Raw genomic sequence first — 14,947 nt, 5'->3', positions numbered from 1 at the left:
CGCTGAAATGACAGACAGCAGAATTAGCGCAAACGGAGGAAACCGGTTGCGCATGGTAATCAACAGAAGAGGAATCGGTTATTGGTCTGCTGGCTGGAACAGGGCCAGAAGTTCGTCGACCTTGTTACGTCCGGCACCGTTACGGCTGATGGTACGCTTCACTTTCACCACGTTCAGCTGCGCGCCATGGTAAAGGCGGCGGGTCAGCGTGGTGTCATGGTTGGAGATCAGCACCGGAATGCCGCGTTCAGTGGCGGCTTTTTCTGCCACATCGGCCAGCGCCGCCTGATCGTCCAGGCTGAAGCCGTTACCGGCGTATGAGGTAAAGTTGGCCGTATTTGAGAGCGGTGCATAAGGCGGATCGCAGTAGACCACCGAGCCTTTGCGCGCCCGGCTGAACGTCTCTACATAGCCTTCACAGACAAAGGTGGCTTTTTTGGCTTTCTCTGAGAAGAACTCCAGCTCCTGCTCCGGGAAGTAAGGCTTTTTGTATGAACCAAACGGCACGTTAAAGCCGCCTTTCTTGTTGTAGCGGCACAGGCCATTAAAACCAAAACGGTTCATATAGAGAAACGCCACCGAGCGGAAGAAGGTATCATCGCTGGCATTAAACTGCGCCCGGATATCCAGGTAGGCTTCTTTGCGGTTGTATTCCGGCTGGAACAGACGTTTGGTCTCTTCGATGTACTTTTGCGGCTCCTGCTTAAGCAGGTTGTACAGGTTGATCAGATCCGGGTTGATGTCAGCCAGCAGATAGCGCTCGTAATCAGTATTAAGAAAAACCGAACCGGCACCGACGAACGGTTCAACCAGTTTTTTTGCTGGCGGCAGGTGACGCTGGATATCTTCTACCAGGCCATACTTACCACCGGCCCACTTAAGAAAAGCGCGTTGTTTCTTCATTGACCGCCCGATCTGTTACTGCAAAAAGTTAGCCGCGGAATGTAACATATTTTGAGCCAAAGCTCAGTGTTATTTCGCACGTAAAATTTCCCGCTGAACCTGATTGAGCGATTTTGCCCACGGTCCCACAGCCTGCAGCTCCACCGGCAGCGCTTCTACCGCATCCCTGGCCTGCTGAATGGTAGGATAGTCCCGGTAAGTCACGATGTGCCACAGCTGATCATTACGCGGCGTGGTGTACACCCGCACATTGCCTTCCAGCTGATGCAGTTCAATAAACGCCAGCGTTTCTTCCGGGCTGGTCAGTGCAGCCAGCTGCAGGGTGTAACCGGTTGAAGGCAGCGCCATCAGGGCATCCGTCTCCAGGGTAAGCGTTTTAGGCTCCGTCTGTGTCTGGCTTTGTGCAGCCGCATCTTCAACCGCATCATCGATCACCTGTACCGAAGGCGGCGGGGTGCGGTCTTCCATCAGGGCATCCACCACATCGGACGGAACCACAACCCGCTTATGGCCATCATCGCCTGAACCCACGGTCGCGGTCTCTTCGATCACGCCTGGCGGCAGCGCCAGCGCGTCATCCTGCACAGCAGAGGTACTGCCCTGCTCCGGCGCCGGGATCACCAGTGTCTCTTTCTCACTCTGCTGCTCTGTGGTGGTATTGAGCACCGTATCCGGCATCACCAGCTCATCGGCGGTTTCCGGCTCCAGCGCAGTAGCTTTGCCTGGCTCTGGCTGACTGAGCAGCCACCAGTAACCACCCGCCGTGAGCAGCAGAATACACACAACCAGCGCCGCAATGCGCGCCGGCGATTCAATTACCGAGCGGATAATAATCCTTTTTTCCACTTTCTTTGTCCCCAGTTCTGTCAACGCGCCCGGCAGCGGTGCACACCGCTTTGCCTGTTTGCGTATTTTTTGCTTGGCTTCCAGGGTTGGAGCGTATTTAACCACCAAAAGTTCAAGAAATTCCTGCGCTTCCTGTTCTTTCAGCGGCTCAATCTCTAAATCAACGGGCTGATTCTCCTGTCCATAACTGATCCGGGTCAGTACGTGCTCCAGCGCATCGCCTTCGCCGAACAGCACCACATTTACTACCCACTTCGGGTGCTGGCGGGCTTCGACCATCAGCAGCCACAGTTCGGCCAGCAGGGTTTCACTGAGCAGGTGAGCATCGTCGATCACCATGACGATATCGCAGACCTCTTCGCCCATTAAAAAGGCAAAGCTGTCCTGCAGGGGATCGTCCTGATTAAACAGGGGGTCGGGAATGATCTGGCTCAGCAACATGGTTCGCCGTTGAGCATCGGTTTGACTTGGGTGGCAATAGAGCAGCGCCTGATTTTTCTCCTGAGCCCAGGCTTCGAGATAGCGCTGTGCAAGCCAGGTCTTGCCCGAGCCTTTCACGCCGCTGATGTTCACCAGACTGGAACTGAAACGGGTCAGGAGCTGCAGTCTGTCCAGCAGCTCCACCTGGGAAGGTAATTCTAAAACGCGTAATTCATGAGCCAAACTCATTGGCCACCACCTTAATCACCAACGAAGAGACTAAAGGTCACGACACGCTTCGATGGCTTGCTCTATGATTTGGTTGGAAACATCTGACACCACTTCCGCGGTGCCGATACCTGTCGGCAGTACCAGACGCAGTTTACCGGACAGTACTTTTTTATCACGCATCATGTGCTTAATAAAGTCATCAAAACTCATACTGTTAGGTGTGTTCACCGGCAGGTTTGCATTCTTAAGTATAGCGGTGATTCGCTCCAGCTGCGGCTGGTCAATCAGCCCCAGAAGCAGTGCTGTTTTGGCCGCCATCACGGTTCCTGCTGCCACCGCTTCACCGTGCAGCCAAACACCGTAGCCCATTTCCGCTTCGATAGCGTGGCCAAAGGTATGACCCAGGTTCAGCAATGCACGGATCCCGGACTCTTTTTCGTCCGCTTCCACCACTTCGGCTTTGATCTGGCAACAACGGGCGATCGCGTAACTCAGCGCATCCGGCTCCAGTGCCACCAGCGATGGCATGTTCTCTTCCAGCCAGGCAAAAAAAGCCTGATCGTAGATGATGCCGTATTTGATCACCTCAGCCATACCTGCGGCAAACTCGCGCTCTGGCAGGGTGCTCAGACAGCGGGTATCGATAACCACAGATTTCGGCTGATAGAAGGCGCCGATCATGTTCTTACCCAGCGGATGATTGACCGCTGTTTTACCGCCAACGGAGGAGTCCACCTGAGAAAGCAGTGTGGTCGGGATCTGAATGAAATCCACCCCACGCTGATAACAGGCCGCAGCAAAACCGGTCAAATCGCCAATCACACCACCGCCCAGCGCCACCAGGGTGACATCACGGCCGTAATTGCCTTCCAGAAGAAAGCTCATCACTGTGTTGAACGTATCCAGGGTTTTGTACTGCTCACCATCGGGAAGACTCAGCAGACTGACCTGATAGCCCTGCTGCTCAAATTGTTCAGTGATGGTTTGTGCATAAAGAGGAGCGACGGTGACATTACTGACCACCACGATCCGGGTTGATTTGATTTGAGAAAAGTGCGCCGGGTCTGAAAATAACCCGGCGCCTATTGAGATAGGATAGCTGCGCTCTCCAAGCTCGACCGTAATCCGTTCCATGGGATGCTCTCCTGAAAAGTTGAACTTAACGTTCTTCTAGCATTTTTACGATCTGGTTGGCTACCACTTTTGCACTCTGGTCATCGGTACGAACAACAAAGTCAGCCACTTCTTCATACAGACAGTTGCGTTCACCAGCCAGAGATTCCAGCACTTCACGCGGATTATCAGTCTGCAGCAGTGGGCGTTTTTTATCGCGCTGCGTACGGGCCAGTTGTTTCTCGATGGTGGTTTCCAGGTAGACAACGACACCACGGGCAGATAGACGATTGCGGTTTTCTTTGCTTTTTACTGAGCCGCCGCCAGTTGCCAGGACAATACCCTGTTGTTCGGTCAGGTCGTTAATCACCGACTCTTCGCGCTTGCGAAAACCATCTTCGCCTTCAACATCGAAGACCCATGCAATATCAGCACCCGTGCGCTCTTCGATTACCGTGTCAGAGTCAACAAACTCCATGTGAAGTTGTTGCGCCAGGTGACGACCTATAGTGCTTTTACCGGCCCCCATAGGACCGACAAGGAAAATATTACGTTTCTCAGCCATGTTCAGCAGTAATTTACAACGTTAATTCAATGACATCGCCTCGGGTAAGCCAATTAGAATAAATTGGTTCAGTCACCCCCGGGGCACCTATTCCTCACAGATAATTCGTGATCAGACCCAAAATTATCTCAATTAAGGCACCCCGAATGCAACTTTATTTTTTTGTCACTACTGAACAACAACTTTAGGCGTAATAAATATCAGTAACTCGTTTTTACCAATATTCTCGTAGTTCCGGCGGAACAGCGCGCCCAGTCCGGGAATGTCCCCCAGCAACGGCACCTTATCGGTTACCTTGGTCACACTCTGCTGATGAATGCCACCCAGCACCAGGGTTTCACCGTTTTCCACCCACACCTGAGTACCGATGCGCTGGGTTTCTACTGCTACCGCTTCACCGGAGCCGGCTTTGACTACTTTACCCGGCCTGTCCTGGGTGACACTGAGATCCAGCACCATACGGTTATCCGGGGTGATCTGAGGGGTCACTTTCAGGCTCAGCACTGCCTTTTTAAACGATACCGAGGTTGCGCCACTTGAGGCCGCTTCCAGATAGGGGATTTCGGTACCCTGCTCAATATAGGCCGGTTTCTTATTGGTGGTGATAAGGCGCGGACTGGAGATGATTTCCGCCTTGTTTTCACTCTGCAGCGCAGACAGTTCAAGGTCAATCAGGGTATCCGAACCCAGTTTGGCCACCTGAAAAGCGATGCTCGATGCGTTGGGATTAGTCACGCCCAGATTGACGTTGAGAAAATCGTCGATAGAGGCGCCTTTATCCTCACTATCCTTACCATCCTCACTGGACTCGCCTTTATAGATTCCGGCCGCCGCCAGATTACTTTCAATCGAGCCACCGGCACCAAAACTGCCGTTTTGCGATGAGAAACCCCAGCGCACGCCAAGCTCTTCCAGCTCGCCTTCGACTACCGTCACGATACGCGCTTCGATTTGCACCTGTTTGACCGGAATATCCAGGTCGGAAACCACCTGTTCAATGGTGTTTACGCTGGAGGCAATATCGCGCACCAGCAGGGTATTGGTGCGCTCGTCCACCGCAATGCTGCCACGCTGGGACAACATGCTCACATCCCCGCCTGAAATCATTTCAGCAATATCTGAGGCCTTGGCAAACTCCACTTCCAGCACCCTGGTGTGCAGGGCACCTTTTTTAACAGCCAGCTGCTGCTTCTCAAGCCGCTGTTGCTCACGCAGATCGAACTCTGCCTTCGGTGCGATCAGAATGACATCCCCCACTACCCGCTTATCCAACCCGCGCAGCTCAAGGATAATATCCAGCACCTCGTTCCACGGCACCTGGTCAATTTTCAGGGTGATATTACCGGTCACCGTATCCGAGGCCACCAGGTTGAAATTGTTGTAATCAGCGATCAGCTGCAGGACATTTCGCACCGGAATATCCTGAAAGTTAATCGAAATCTTTTCGCCCTTCGGGTTCAGTACCACTGACCTGGCTGCGTGCTGACCTTCGAGCGGTTTTACCGCACTGCCTTTGGCTGCCACGGCCTGACCCGTTACCAGCAATCCTGATACCAGCAACAGAGATAAAAGCGTTCCCGCGCCGGAACTGCGGCGCGTCAGTAAACCTTTCATTATTTAATTCCTTCCTTGATTCAGAACGAGTTTTACCCGGCGCTGCTGCCAGCACCCCTGACCATCGGCAAGGGTTTCCACCACCCATACCTGGCCCGATTCAACTTTGATCACCCGACCGAGATCCAGCCCGAGCCTGTCCCCAACCTTCACCGAATGCAGTGTGCCGCCCGGGGCCTGAATGAGCCCGGTATTGTGCTCGCCTTTTTTCAGCACCCCCAGCAGGTTAAGGCGTGTCAGCGGGTACGCCTCAAGCGGGGCCCTGACAGAGCGGGCTTCCGGCTGCCAGCACGATTTAAGCACGCTCGGTGCCACCGGTTTTACCAGCGGCCTTGGCAGCGAAAACGCCAGCCGCTCCGGATACACCACAAACTCTTCAGGCTGATAGGCCTGACCGCTGTGCAGCGGCCGGACCGTGGCTTTGGCCATCGCCTGGGTTTTGGCTGTCCAGCCTTCCACCGACGACTGCTTCTCACCGCAACCGCCAAGCAAAATCACGCCAAGAAACAGGCTAAGCTTTCTCATTGCCGGCCTCCGGTTTGAACTGATAGGTAAAAGCCTTAACCCGAAAATGCAGGGTCTGGCTCTCCTGGCTGACACGCTGCCAGTCCACGTCGACAAAATGCACGATCCTCGGGATCTCGCCGATTGCCTGGTTAAAACGGCCAATATCCCGGTAACTGCCGGTCAACTCGATATTGAGCGGATAACGATACAGCTGTCCGACGCTCTGCCTCTCGCCCCAGTCGATACGGGTGAACACCAGGTCGTGTTTGATACCCAGCTGATGAATGGATGACAGCAGGCTGGCGAGCTCGGTCTGCTCCGGCAGCTGCTTTTGCAGCAGGGCATAACGCTCACGCAGCTTCGAGGTCTGGTCTTCGTACTCCGGCAGAGCCGCAACCAGCTGCGCTTTGGAGGTAAACTGCGCCTTAAGCTGCAGCTCCTGCTGCTTAAGCTGTGCCATCTGCTCTTCCTGAGGCACCAGCCAGAACCACCACACCGCAACAGCTATTATCGTGCCAGTTATCAGCACCACCAGTGCCTGCGCCGTGCGCGGCCAGCCGGTGATCTCGTCAAATTCAAGTTCCTGCCAGTCCATATCTACCGCTCTCCACCAGGACCAAATACAAACGACACGCCATAACTGCTGAAACTCTGATCAAACAGGGTGCGCCCGGCAACGATCGAATGCAGTTCAACGTAGTCAGCCAGCGCGTCACGCTCCAGCCGGTCAAGCATGGCCGCCACCGATGCTGCATCCTTGCCAAAACCTTTTATTTCCACTTCGTGATCATTCATATCCACTTTGTCGATATACACCCCCGGCGGCAGCCAGTGAGGCAACTCACTCATAAAGCGGGTAACTTTGCCGCGATCGCGTTGCAGCCTGGCCACCAGGGCGATTTTCTCTTCCACCTGACGGTGCTCGGCTTTCAGGGATTTGAGCTGACTGAGCTTACGCTCCAGCCGCGCCACCTGCTGCTCCAGGTACTGGTTGCGGCTCTCCTGCTGTGCCAGCAGCGTCTGATGATAATGATTCACCCCTAACGCCATACCAGCCACCACCATCAGCATACTGATCAACATCAGATAGAAGCCACGCTGATAACGCTGCTGGCGCCATTCACGCCAGGGGAGCAGGTTTATCTCATACATAGGCCCGCCCCTCCATCCAGTCCAGGCCATTGAGAGCCAGTCCCATAGCCAGACCAAACTCACTGCCCTGCTCAGGCAATTTGCTGCGCAACCCCCGGCTTCGCTCCACCAGCCCCAGCGGGTCCAGCCGCACCACCGGCACATCAAACTGGCTGCTCAGCTGCGCTTCGGCCTCCCCGGACTCCTGGCCCATCAGCCAGATCCCGGCACACTTCTGCTGAGGAAACATAGAGTTATAAAGATTGACCTGACGCAGCAGACTGCGGGCAGTTTTCGCTGCCGCCAGCCCGCCCCCCTGACCACTACCCGCCGGTGAGGTATCCAGCACCAGGTCTTTGATATAGGGCGCGCCGTTGAGGGGGTGAGTACAAATCGTCATATGCTGATTGCCGAGATATACCAGCAACCAGTGAACACAGTCCGGTGAAGTCTGGCTGGCCCGCAGCCAGATTTTCTGCAGTGCCTGAGCCTGCAACGTCATCACCCTGGGAGAAAAACCCGCTTTGGTCAGCGGCTGCAGATAGCTGTCTACCACCGCCTGACGGGCGGCATACACCTGGTAATCCTGCATTCGGGCTCCGGGCAATACGTCCTGAGCCTGCGGGTAATAATCCAGACTGAGCTCAGACTCCTGAGCCGATGTGTAGGTCTCCATCTCCCGCTCGATCGCATACGCCAGCTCATCGGCTTCCAGCCCGGGCTGAACCTGAACGGTTTTGCTTACTACTGCATTATCCGCCAGTGCCAGTGCGGCTCTTCGCCCACGCCATTTCACCTGTTTACGCACTTCTTTAAGGATTTTGACGCTGCTTTGATGAACAAGGGTGTGATTTTCAGAGAAAATAGACTCGGGAGAGACCAGCTGAACGCATTTAATCAGCTCAGTTGTCTCCCCACGGCGGCGAAGCAACACAGCTCTGATGCTGTATGGGTCTATATCCAGACCAGTGATATATGATGTAGCCATTGACGACGCCAACCCAAAGAAAGTGATACACTTAAATGTTTGTATGGAATGCCGGTGAAAAGCGCTGGCTTTCACGACTGTTTAATTTGTATCCTAGTGTATCGGGACATTTAATCTAACCGCCTATTAAATCAGGTATTATTCGGTGAAATTCATAAAGTATTTAACAGTGTTTGCACTGTGTTGCATAGTTTTGGGAGTGGGTACAATTGTCGGCTTCTACTACTATGTGAAGCCGGAGCTGCCGGACGTTGCCACACTGAAGGACGTTCAGCTGCAAACTCCAATGCAGGTCTACAGCCAGGACGGCAAGCTGATCTCCCAGTTCGGTGAGAAACGCCGTATCCCCCTGAAGCTGGAAGATATGCCGCCTCACCTGCTTGAAGCTATCATTGCAACCGAAGACAGCCGCTACTACGACCACCCGGGTATCGACCCTATCGGTATCGCCCGTGCCGCCTTTGTGGTCGCCACATCCGGCAGCGCCAAACAGGGTGCGAGTACCATTACCCAGCAGCTGGCACGAAACTTCTTCCTCACTAACGAAAAGAAGATCATGCGAAAGATCAAAGAGATCTTTATCGCCGTGCATATCGAACAGCTGCTGAACAAGCAGGAGATCCTTGAGCTCTACCTGAACAAGATCTATCTGGGTTACCGCTCTTACGGTGTCGGTGCCGCAGCCCAGGTCTACTTTGGTAAAGAAGTTAAAGACCTGACCCTGAGCGAAGTAGCAGTGATCGCCGGTCTGCCAAAAGCGCCGTCGACCATGAACCCTATCTACTCACTGGAGCGCGCCACCCACCGCCGTAACGTGGTACTGATGCGCATGCTCGATGAGAAATACATCACTCAGGAAGAGTATGACCAGGCCCGCGCAGAACCGGTGATGTCTAAATATCACGGTGCTGAAATTGAGCTGAGTGCTCCTTATGTGGCTGAACTGGCCCGCGCATGGATGCTTGAACGCTATGGTGAAGACGCCTACACCTCGGGCATGCGTGTTTACACCACCGTCCGCTCTGACCTTCAGCAGGCCGCGCAGAAAGCGGCGATTGATAACCTTCTGACCTACGATGAGCGCCACGGTTACCGTGGTGAAGTCCGCAAACTGTGGCAGGCAGGCCAGCCTCAGTGGGACGCAGAAAAAATTGCCAAACACCTGAGAAGCGTACCGACCTATGGTGAAGTGATCCCGGCGGTCGTCACCAAAGTAAATAAACAGAGCGCAGAAGTGGAAATCAAAGGCCACGGTCACGCCACCCTGGCATGGGATGGCATGAAATGGGCACGCCGCTTTGTTACCGATACCCGTCAGGGTCCGGCACCAAAAACCGCCGCTGAAATCATGGAAGCAGGCGATCAGATCTGGGTTCGTGAGATCACTCAGCCAGCCAGTGACGAACAGCTCGACCAGAACACAGCCTGGCACCTGAGCCAGGTACCGGATGCCAACACCGCGTTCATCGCCATGAACCCGGAAAACGGCGCGGTGAAATCCCTGGTGGGCGGTTTTAACTTTGTGCACAGCAAATTTAACCGCGCAACCCAGTCCGTCCGTCAGGTCGGTTCGAGTATCAAACCGTTTATCTACTCGGCGGCACTGGACAAAGGCCTGACGCTGGCCAGCCTGATCAACGATGCTCCGATTAACCAGTGGGACAAGAGCCAGGGCACTGCGTGGCGTCCGAAAAACTCGCCACCGACTTATGTTGGCCCAACCCGTCTGCGTATCGGTCTGGCTCAGTCGAAAAACGTCATGGCCGTTCGGGTACTGCGTGAAGTTGGCCTGGATGAAACCCGTCACTATCTGACCCGCTTTGGTTTTGCACTGGAAGATCTGCCACGCAGCGAAACCATCGCCCTTGGTGCAGGCAGCCTGACGCCGATGAAGATGGCTCAGGGCTACTCGGTGTTCATCAACGGGGGCTACTATGTTGAACCCTACTACATCGAAAAAGTAGAAGACGCGTTTGGCAATCCTGAGTTTGAGGCAACGCCGAAGACCATCTGCCGCACAGACTGCCAGCAGGCTCAGCCGGAGCAGAGCGATCTGGCTGCTGAGTTTAACGAACAGGACGTAGACACTCAGCACGCCCCTCAGGTGATCTCTGAGCAGAACGCTTTCCTGGTGCGTGAAATGATGTACAGCAACATCTGGGGTGGCGGTGACTGGCGTCACGGCACCGGATGGAACGGCACCGGCTGGCGTGGCCAGGCACTTAAACGTCGCGATGTGGGCGGTAAAACCGGTACCACCAACGACTCGAAAGACGCCTGGTACAACGGCTTTGCTCCTGGCATGGTCGCTATCGCCTGGGTTGGTTTTGATACCCACGACCGCACTCTGGGTAAAACCATCCGCAACCCGAACCTGGGTAAAGAGCAGATCACCGGCGCAGAAGCGGGCGCGAAAACCGCCGAGCCGGCATGGGTGCACTTTATGCAGACTGCACTGGAAAATGTGCCGTTGCAGCGCAAAACCGTACCGGATGGTATCGTGCGCACCCGTATCGACCGCGAAACCGGACTGCTGACCCACAAGAACGACTACACCTCCATGTTTGAGTATTTCGTCAAAGGCAGCGAGCCAACCGAATACTCCAAGCAGACCCTCAGCGAGTCTGTCTACGAGCAGGGTGACGGGGAAGAAGAGCTGTTCTGATCCGGATAAAAAACAAAGAGGAGGCCAGCACGGCCTCCTCTTTTTTTATTGGCTTTATCTGCTTAAGGTCACAGCGACTCCATAAGCTCTGCCACTGCACCCGCCAGTCGTTCAAATCGCGAGCGCAGCGGTGAGCCCGGCCGGTAAGCCAGCACAATTTTACGGCTCGGCTGTGGGTCAACTGCGCGGATATAACACACACCATCACGCCGTCTTTCCTCCGGTACCGCCAGCTGAGGCAGCAGGGTAATCCCACCGCCCGCCGCCACCATATTACGCAGTGTCTCCAGACTGGTGGCTTTAAAACGCTCATCATCCCGGGCTCCGGCAGCAAAACAGTATCCCAGCGCCTGGTCGCGCAGACAGTGCCCGTCACCCAGCGCCAGCACGGTTTTTCCACTCAGCTCCTGCATGTCAATTTCCTCGCGACCCGCCCACTCGTGGTTATCCGGTACCGCCAGCTCCATCGGCTCATCATACAGATCCAGTTCGATAAATGGCTGAGTCTCCTCCACCGACGCCAGGATCACGCAATCGAGCTTACCCTCCTGCAGCTGCTTCACCAGCTGATGGGTCTGGGCTTCATACAGAAACAACTCCAGTTCAGGAAATGTCTGTTTCAGAAACGGCACCACCCGCGGCATCAGATAAGGTCCGACCGTCGGAATAAAACCGATATGCAGCGGCCCGCTCATCTCCTTACCCTGCAGGCTGGCCATATCGGTAAAGGTTTTGACTTCACTCAGAATCCGTTTCGCCTGATCCACCAGCTGCATCCCGGCCTGGGTAAACACGACCCGGCGGCTGCTGCGCTCCAGCAGCGCTGTCCCCAGCTCATCTTCCAGCTTGCGGATCTGCCCGCTCAGGGTCGGCTGACTGACAAAACACGCCTCAGCCGCTTTACGGAAATGCTGATGTTCGGCAAGGGCGACGAGGTATTCGAAATCGCGGATATTCATGAGATTCCTCTTTAATGGGCTCTGGGTTCTAGGTTCTAGGTTCTAGGTTCTGGGTTCTGGGTTCTGGGTTCTGGGTTCTGGGTTCTGGGTTCTGGGTTCTGGGTTCTGGGCAAGCAGCTCTTCTTACTCAAGCCTTACTGTCAACGCAATAGCTTCGTTTTCCACTTCAATGATCACGAGCTCCCCCAGGGCCTAGCGCCCAGAGCCAAGCGCATTCAATAAGTTTCAGCTATCAAAACCATAGCACCAAACGATTAGTCCTATCAATCAATTCCGGCAATAATGGCTTCAACAAAACGAAACGGGCTGAAGAAAACGCCCGCAGCTAATCCAGATTATTTAAGGAAAACATTATGTTTACATCAAAAGAAGGCCAGGCCATTCCTCAGGTAACTTTTCCTACCCGTCAGGGCGATGCGTGGGTAAACGTCACTACTGATGAGCTGTTCAAAGGTAAGACCGTTATCGTATTCAGTCTGCCAGGCGCATTTACCCCGACCTGTTCTTCGAGCCACCTGCCGCGTTACAACGAGCTGTTTCCGGTATTTAAAGAGCACGGCGTGGACGACATTCTGTGTGTATCGGTAAACGACACCTTCGTCATGAACGCATGGAAAGACGACCAGGAAGCAGAAAACATCACCTTTATCCCGGACGGCAACGGCGAGTTCACTGACGGCATGGGTATGCTGGTTGATAAAAAAGAGCTGGGCTTTGGTAAGCGTTCATGGCGCTACAGCATGCTGGTGAAAGACGGCGTGGTAGAGAAAATGTTCATCGAGCCAAACGAACCGGGCGACCCGTTCAAGGTTTCTGATGCCGATACTATGCTTAAGCATGTGGCACCAGGCTACAAAACCCAGGAATCGATCACTGTGTTTACCAAACCAGGCTGTCCTTTCTGTGCCAAAGCGAAACAAACCCTGATTGACCACGGTCTTCAGTATGAAGAAGTGGTACTGGGTAAAGATGCCACCACAGTGAGCCTGCGCGCAGTCACCGGCCGTGCAACCGTACCTCAGGTGTTTATCGGCGGTAAGCACATCGGCGGCAGCGAAGAGCTGGAAGCCTACCTGAAGTAAAGCCAAAACGGGCAACGTCAGAGTAAGGGGTGGCCGGGTGTCACCCCTCTTTTTTAAAGAACAGATTAAGCGAAGAAAAGTTATGAAACAGTTATCGGCAGATGTGGCAGTGATCGGTGGCGGTACCGCGGGACTTGGTGCCTATCGTGCGGCAAAAGCACACGGTCAGAAAGTGGTGATGATCGAAGGTGGCCCTTATGGCACCACCTGTGCGCGGGTTGGCTGTATGCCTTCCAAACTGCTGATCGCCGCGGCAGAGAGCGTCCACCAGATCGAAAAAGCACCGGGCTTTGGCGTTCACCTTCAGGGTGAAATCAAAATCCACGGCCGCGAAGTGATGGACAGGGTGAAGCGCGAACGTGACCGTTTCGTTGGCTTTGTACTGGAAGGGGTGGACGAGATCCCGGCTGAAGACAAAATCAGCGGCTACGCGAAGTTTATCGATAACCATACCCTGCAGGTGGATGAGCACACTCAAATCCGTGCAGACCGCATCGTGATCGCGACCGGCTCCCGTCCGGCTTACCCTGCTGTATGGAACGAGCTCGGCGACCGTCTGGTGATTAACGATGATGTATTTGACTGGGACGACCTGCCGGAAGCCGTGGCGGTATTTGGCCCTGGCGTTATCGGCCTGGAGCTGGGCCAGGCGCTGCACCGTCTGGGTGTGAAAGTAAAACTGTTTGGCCTTGGCGGCCAGGTCGGCCCGCTGACCGACCCGGAAGTGATGGCTTACGCAGATAAGGCGTTTAAGGAAGAGTTCTACCTGGATGCGAATGTTAAAATCGAGAGCATGAAGCGCATCGAAGGCGAAGATAAAGTAGAGATCCGCTTTATCAATCACGAAGGTGAACCGGAAACCTTTATCGTGGACTACGTACTGGCAGCCACCGGCCGCCGCCCGAATACAGACAAGCTGGCGATTGAAAACACCGCTGTCGATCTTGATGAGCGTGGCGTGCCACTGGCCGACCATTTCACTCTGCAAACCTCGGTGGAGACCATCTTCATCGCCGGTGACGCCAGCAACCAGATCCCGTTGCTGCACGAAGCCGCAGACCAGGGCCGTATCGCTGGTGACAATGCAGGCCGCTTCCCGGATATCCGCGCCGGACTGCGCCGCTCGCCAATCTCGGCGGTATTCTCAGACCCGCAGATCGCCATGGTCGGTGAAACCCACCGCCAGCTGACTCAGCGTCTGGGTGCGTGTGGCTGCTTTGCTACCGGTGAAGTGTCGTTTGAAAATCAGGGCCGCTCGCGGGTGATGCTGCGTAACAAAGGGATGCTGCACGTTTACGGTGAACAGGGTACCGGCCGTTTCCTCGGCGCCGAGATGATGGGCCCAAACGCTGAACACCTGGCGCACCTGCTGGCCTGGGCGCACCAGAACAAGATGACGGTATCAGAAATGCTGGATATGCCTTTCTACCACCCGGTGATTGAAGAAGGGGTGCGTACCGCACTGCGTGACCTGAACGCCAAACTGCACCTGGGTCCGGAAATGATCAAACACTGCCTGGATTGCGGCCCGGGTTGTTAATCAGCCCCTTACCGGGTGTAGAATGGGAACAGGATTCTTCACCCGGTAACACTGATGAGCTGCAAACAATGTGACACTTCCTGGTTCTGGAAAAAGATCGGCCGGTGCCAGCGCTGCATGAACCAGCTGACCGTGTTGTCGGTGCTGTGCTGGGTCGCATGGTGGTGGTTTTATCGGGAAACACCCACCAGCGTCGAATCCATCGGCCTGATCTTCGCCGGCTTCGCTTTCAACGGCCTGCTGGCACTGCATCTTTGGATGAAGTTCATCGTGTTTCCGTGGCGGGAAAGACAGAAGCACAAAACGCGCAGGTAAGCGCGTTTTTTGGTTTCCGGAGCTGGGTTCTGGGTCCTAGGTCCTAGGTTCTGGGTCCTAGGTTCTGG

General features: G+C 54.8%; 14 protein-coding genes. 4 read left to right on the top strand and 10 right to left on the bottom strand.

The window, feature by feature from the left end; translation table 11 throughout:
* Positions 1 to 78: 78 nt before the first annotated feature.
* The 9 genes from ACVB80_RS21455 to pilM form a co-directional block, all read right to left on the bottom strand.
* Complete coding sequence (locus tag ACVB80_RS21455) at positions 79 to 903, bottom strand: Dam family site-specific DNA-(adenine-N6)-methyltransferase (protein ID WP_481083331.1); 825 nt, start codon at positions 901 to 903, stop codon at positions 79 to 81.
* Positions 904 to 972: 69 nt separating this feature from the next.
* A complete protein-coding gene (locus tag ACVB80_RS21450; protein ID WP_481083330.1) occupies positions 973 to 2,418 on the bottom strand; it encodes an AAA family ATPase in 1,446 nt (481 codons plus the stop codon).
* 30 nt (positions 2,419 to 2,448) lie between these two features.
* Positions 2,449 to 3,534, bottom strand: coding sequence for a 3-dehydroquinate synthase (gene aroB / locus ACVB80_RS21445; RefSeq protein ID WP_481083329.1), 1,086 nt, complete (start codon positions 3,532 to 3,534; stop codon positions 2,449 to 2,451).
* A 25-nt stretch (positions 3,535 to 3,559) separates the two neighbouring features.
* Positions 3,560 to 4,078, bottom strand: coding sequence for a shikimate kinase AroK (gene aroK / locus ACVB80_RS21440; RefSeq protein WP_481083328.1), 519 nt, complete (start codon positions 4,076 to 4,078; stop codon positions 3,560 to 3,562).
* Positions 4,079 to 4,246: 168 nt separating this feature from the next.
* Complete coding sequence (locus ACVB80_RS21435; RefSeq protein WP_481083327.1) at positions 4,247 to 5,692, bottom strand: type IV pilus secretin PilQ; 1,446 nt, start codon at positions 5,690 to 5,692, stop codon at positions 4,247 to 4,249.
* A 3-nt stretch (positions 5,693 to 5,695) separates the two neighbouring features.
* Entirely contained in the window at positions 5,696 to 6,217 is a 522-nt protein-coding gene (locus ACVB80_RS21430) for a pilus assembly protein PilP (protein ID WP_481083326.1), read from the bottom strand.
* The gene (locus tag ACVB80_RS21425; RefSeq protein WP_481083325.1) at positions 6,204 to 6,794 is read right to left on the bottom strand and encodes a type IV pilus inner membrane component PilO; all 591 of its coding nucleotides are present in this window, start codon (positions 6,792 to 6,794) and stop codon (positions 6,204 to 6,206) included. The genes ACVB80_RS21430 and ACVB80_RS21425 overlap by 14 nt, the downstream gene beginning before the upstream one ends.
* A gap of 2 nt (positions 6,795 to 6,796) precedes the next feature.
* Positions 6,797 to 7,351, bottom strand: coding sequence for a PilN domain-containing protein (locus tag ACVB80_RS21420; protein ID WP_481083324.1), 555 nt, complete (start codon positions 7,349 to 7,351; stop codon positions 6,797 to 6,799).
* A complete protein-coding gene (pilM, locus tag ACVB80_RS21415; RefSeq protein ID WP_481083323.1) occupies positions 7,344 to 8,318 on the bottom strand; it encodes a type IV pilus biogenesis protein PilM in 975 nt (324 codons plus the stop codon). The genes ACVB80_RS21420 and pilM overlap by 8 nt, the downstream gene beginning before the upstream one ends.
* A 145-nt stretch (positions 8,319 to 8,463) precedes the next feature.
* Here pilM and ACVB80_RS21410 point away from each other — a divergent pair, with 145 nt between their 5' ends.
* Positions 8,464 to 10,983, top strand: a complete 2,520-nt coding sequence (locus ACVB80_RS21410) for a penicillin-binding protein 1A (RefSeq protein WP_481083322.1) — start codon at positions 8,464 to 8,466, stop codon at positions 10,981 to 10,983.
* A gap of 68 nt (positions 10,984 to 11,051) precedes the next feature.
* On the opposite strand, the gene oxyR is transcribed toward ACVB80_RS21410, so the two are convergent.
* Entirely contained in the window at positions 11,052 to 11,942 is an 891-nt protein-coding gene (gene oxyR / locus ACVB80_RS21405) for a DNA-binding transcriptional regulator OxyR (protein ID WP_481083321.1), read from the bottom strand.
* A gap of 353 nt (positions 11,943 to 12,295) precedes the next feature.
* On the opposite strand from oxyR, the gene ACVB80_RS21400 reads away from it, so the two are divergent.
* The 3 genes from ACVB80_RS21400 to ACVB80_RS21390 all read left to right on the top strand — a co-directional run bounded on the left by ACVB80_RS21400 (position 12,296) and on the right by ACVB80_RS21390 (position 14,879).
* A complete protein-coding gene (locus tag ACVB80_RS21400) occupies positions 12,296 to 13,024 on the top strand; it encodes a redoxin family protein (RefSeq protein WP_481083320.1) in 729 nt (242 codons plus the stop codon).
* 82 nt (positions 13,025 to 13,106) lie between these two features.
* The gene (locus tag ACVB80_RS21395) at positions 13,107 to 14,564 is read left to right on the top strand and encodes a dihydrolipoyl dehydrogenase (RefSeq protein WP_481083319.1); all 1,458 of its coding nucleotides are present in this window, start codon (positions 13,107 to 13,109) and stop codon (positions 14,562 to 14,564) included.
* 54 nt (positions 14,565 to 14,618) lie between these two features.
* Positions 14,619 to 14,879: a DUF3624 domain-containing protein gene (locus tag ACVB80_RS21390; RefSeq protein WP_481083318.1), complete on the top strand. Its 261-nt coding sequence runs from the start codon at positions 14,619 to 14,621 to the stop codon at positions 14,877 to 14,879.
* Positions 14,880 to 14,947 lie beyond the last annotated feature (68 nt).

The sequence above is a fragment of the Vibrio sp. 9-16B-A1 genome (assembly GCF_056726165.1).
This window is presented reverse-complemented; position numbering and strand designations above follow the sequence as displayed.

Excerpts from the sequence above, each read along its gene's own strand:
- ACVB80_RS21400 (WP_481083320.1), top strand. The coding sequence starts at position 12,296 with ATGTTTACATCAAAAGAAGGCCAGGCCATTCCTCAGGTAACTTTTCCT.
- ACVB80_RS21420 (WP_481083324.1), bottom strand. The coding sequence starts at position 7,351 with ATGTATGAGATAAACCTGCTCCCCTGGCGTGAATGGCGCCAGCAGCGT.
- ACVB80_RS21425 (WP_481083325.1), bottom strand. The coding sequence starts at position 6,794 with ATGGACTGGCAGGAACTTGAATTTGACGAGATCACCGGCTGGCCGCGC.
- ACVB80_RS21450 (WP_481083330.1), bottom strand. The coding sequence starts at position 2,418 with ATGAGTTTGGCTCATGAATTACGCGTTTTAGAATTACCTTCCCAGGTG.
- ACVB80_RS21430 (WP_481083326.1), bottom strand. The coding sequence starts at position 6,217 with ATGAGAAAGCTTAGCCTGTTTCTTGGCGTGATTTTGCTTGGCGGTTGC.
- ACVB80_RS21455 (WP_481083331.1), bottom strand. The coding sequence starts at position 903 with ATGAAGAAACAACGCGCTTTTCTTAAGTGGGCCGGTGGTAAGTATGGC.
- pilM (WP_481083323.1), bottom strand. The coding sequence starts at position 8,318 with ATGGCTACATCATATATCACTGGTCTGGATATAGACCCATACAGCATC.
- oxyR (WP_481083321.1), bottom strand. The coding sequence starts at position 11,942 with ATGAATATCCGCGATTTCGAATACCTCGTCGCCCTTGCCGAACATCAG.
- ACVB80_RS21390 (WP_481083318.1), top strand. The coding sequence starts at position 14,619 with ATGAGCTGCAAACAATGTGACACTTCCTGGTTCTGGAAAAAGATCGGC.
- aroB (WP_481083329.1), bottom strand. The coding sequence starts at position 3,534 with ATGGAACGGATTACGGTCGAGCTTGGAGAGCGCAGCTATCCTATCTCA.
- aroK (WP_481083328.1), bottom strand. The coding sequence starts at position 4,078 with ATGGCTGAGAAACGTAATATTTTCCTTGTCGGTCCTATGGGGGCCGGT.
- ACVB80_RS21435 (WP_481083327.1), bottom strand. The coding sequence starts at position 5,692 with ATGAAAGGTTTACTGACGCGCCGCAGTTCCGGCGCGGGAACGCTTTTA.
- ACVB80_RS21395 (WP_481083319.1), top strand. The coding sequence starts at position 13,107 with ATGAAACAGTTATCGGCAGATGTGGCAGTGATCGGTGGCGGTACCGCG.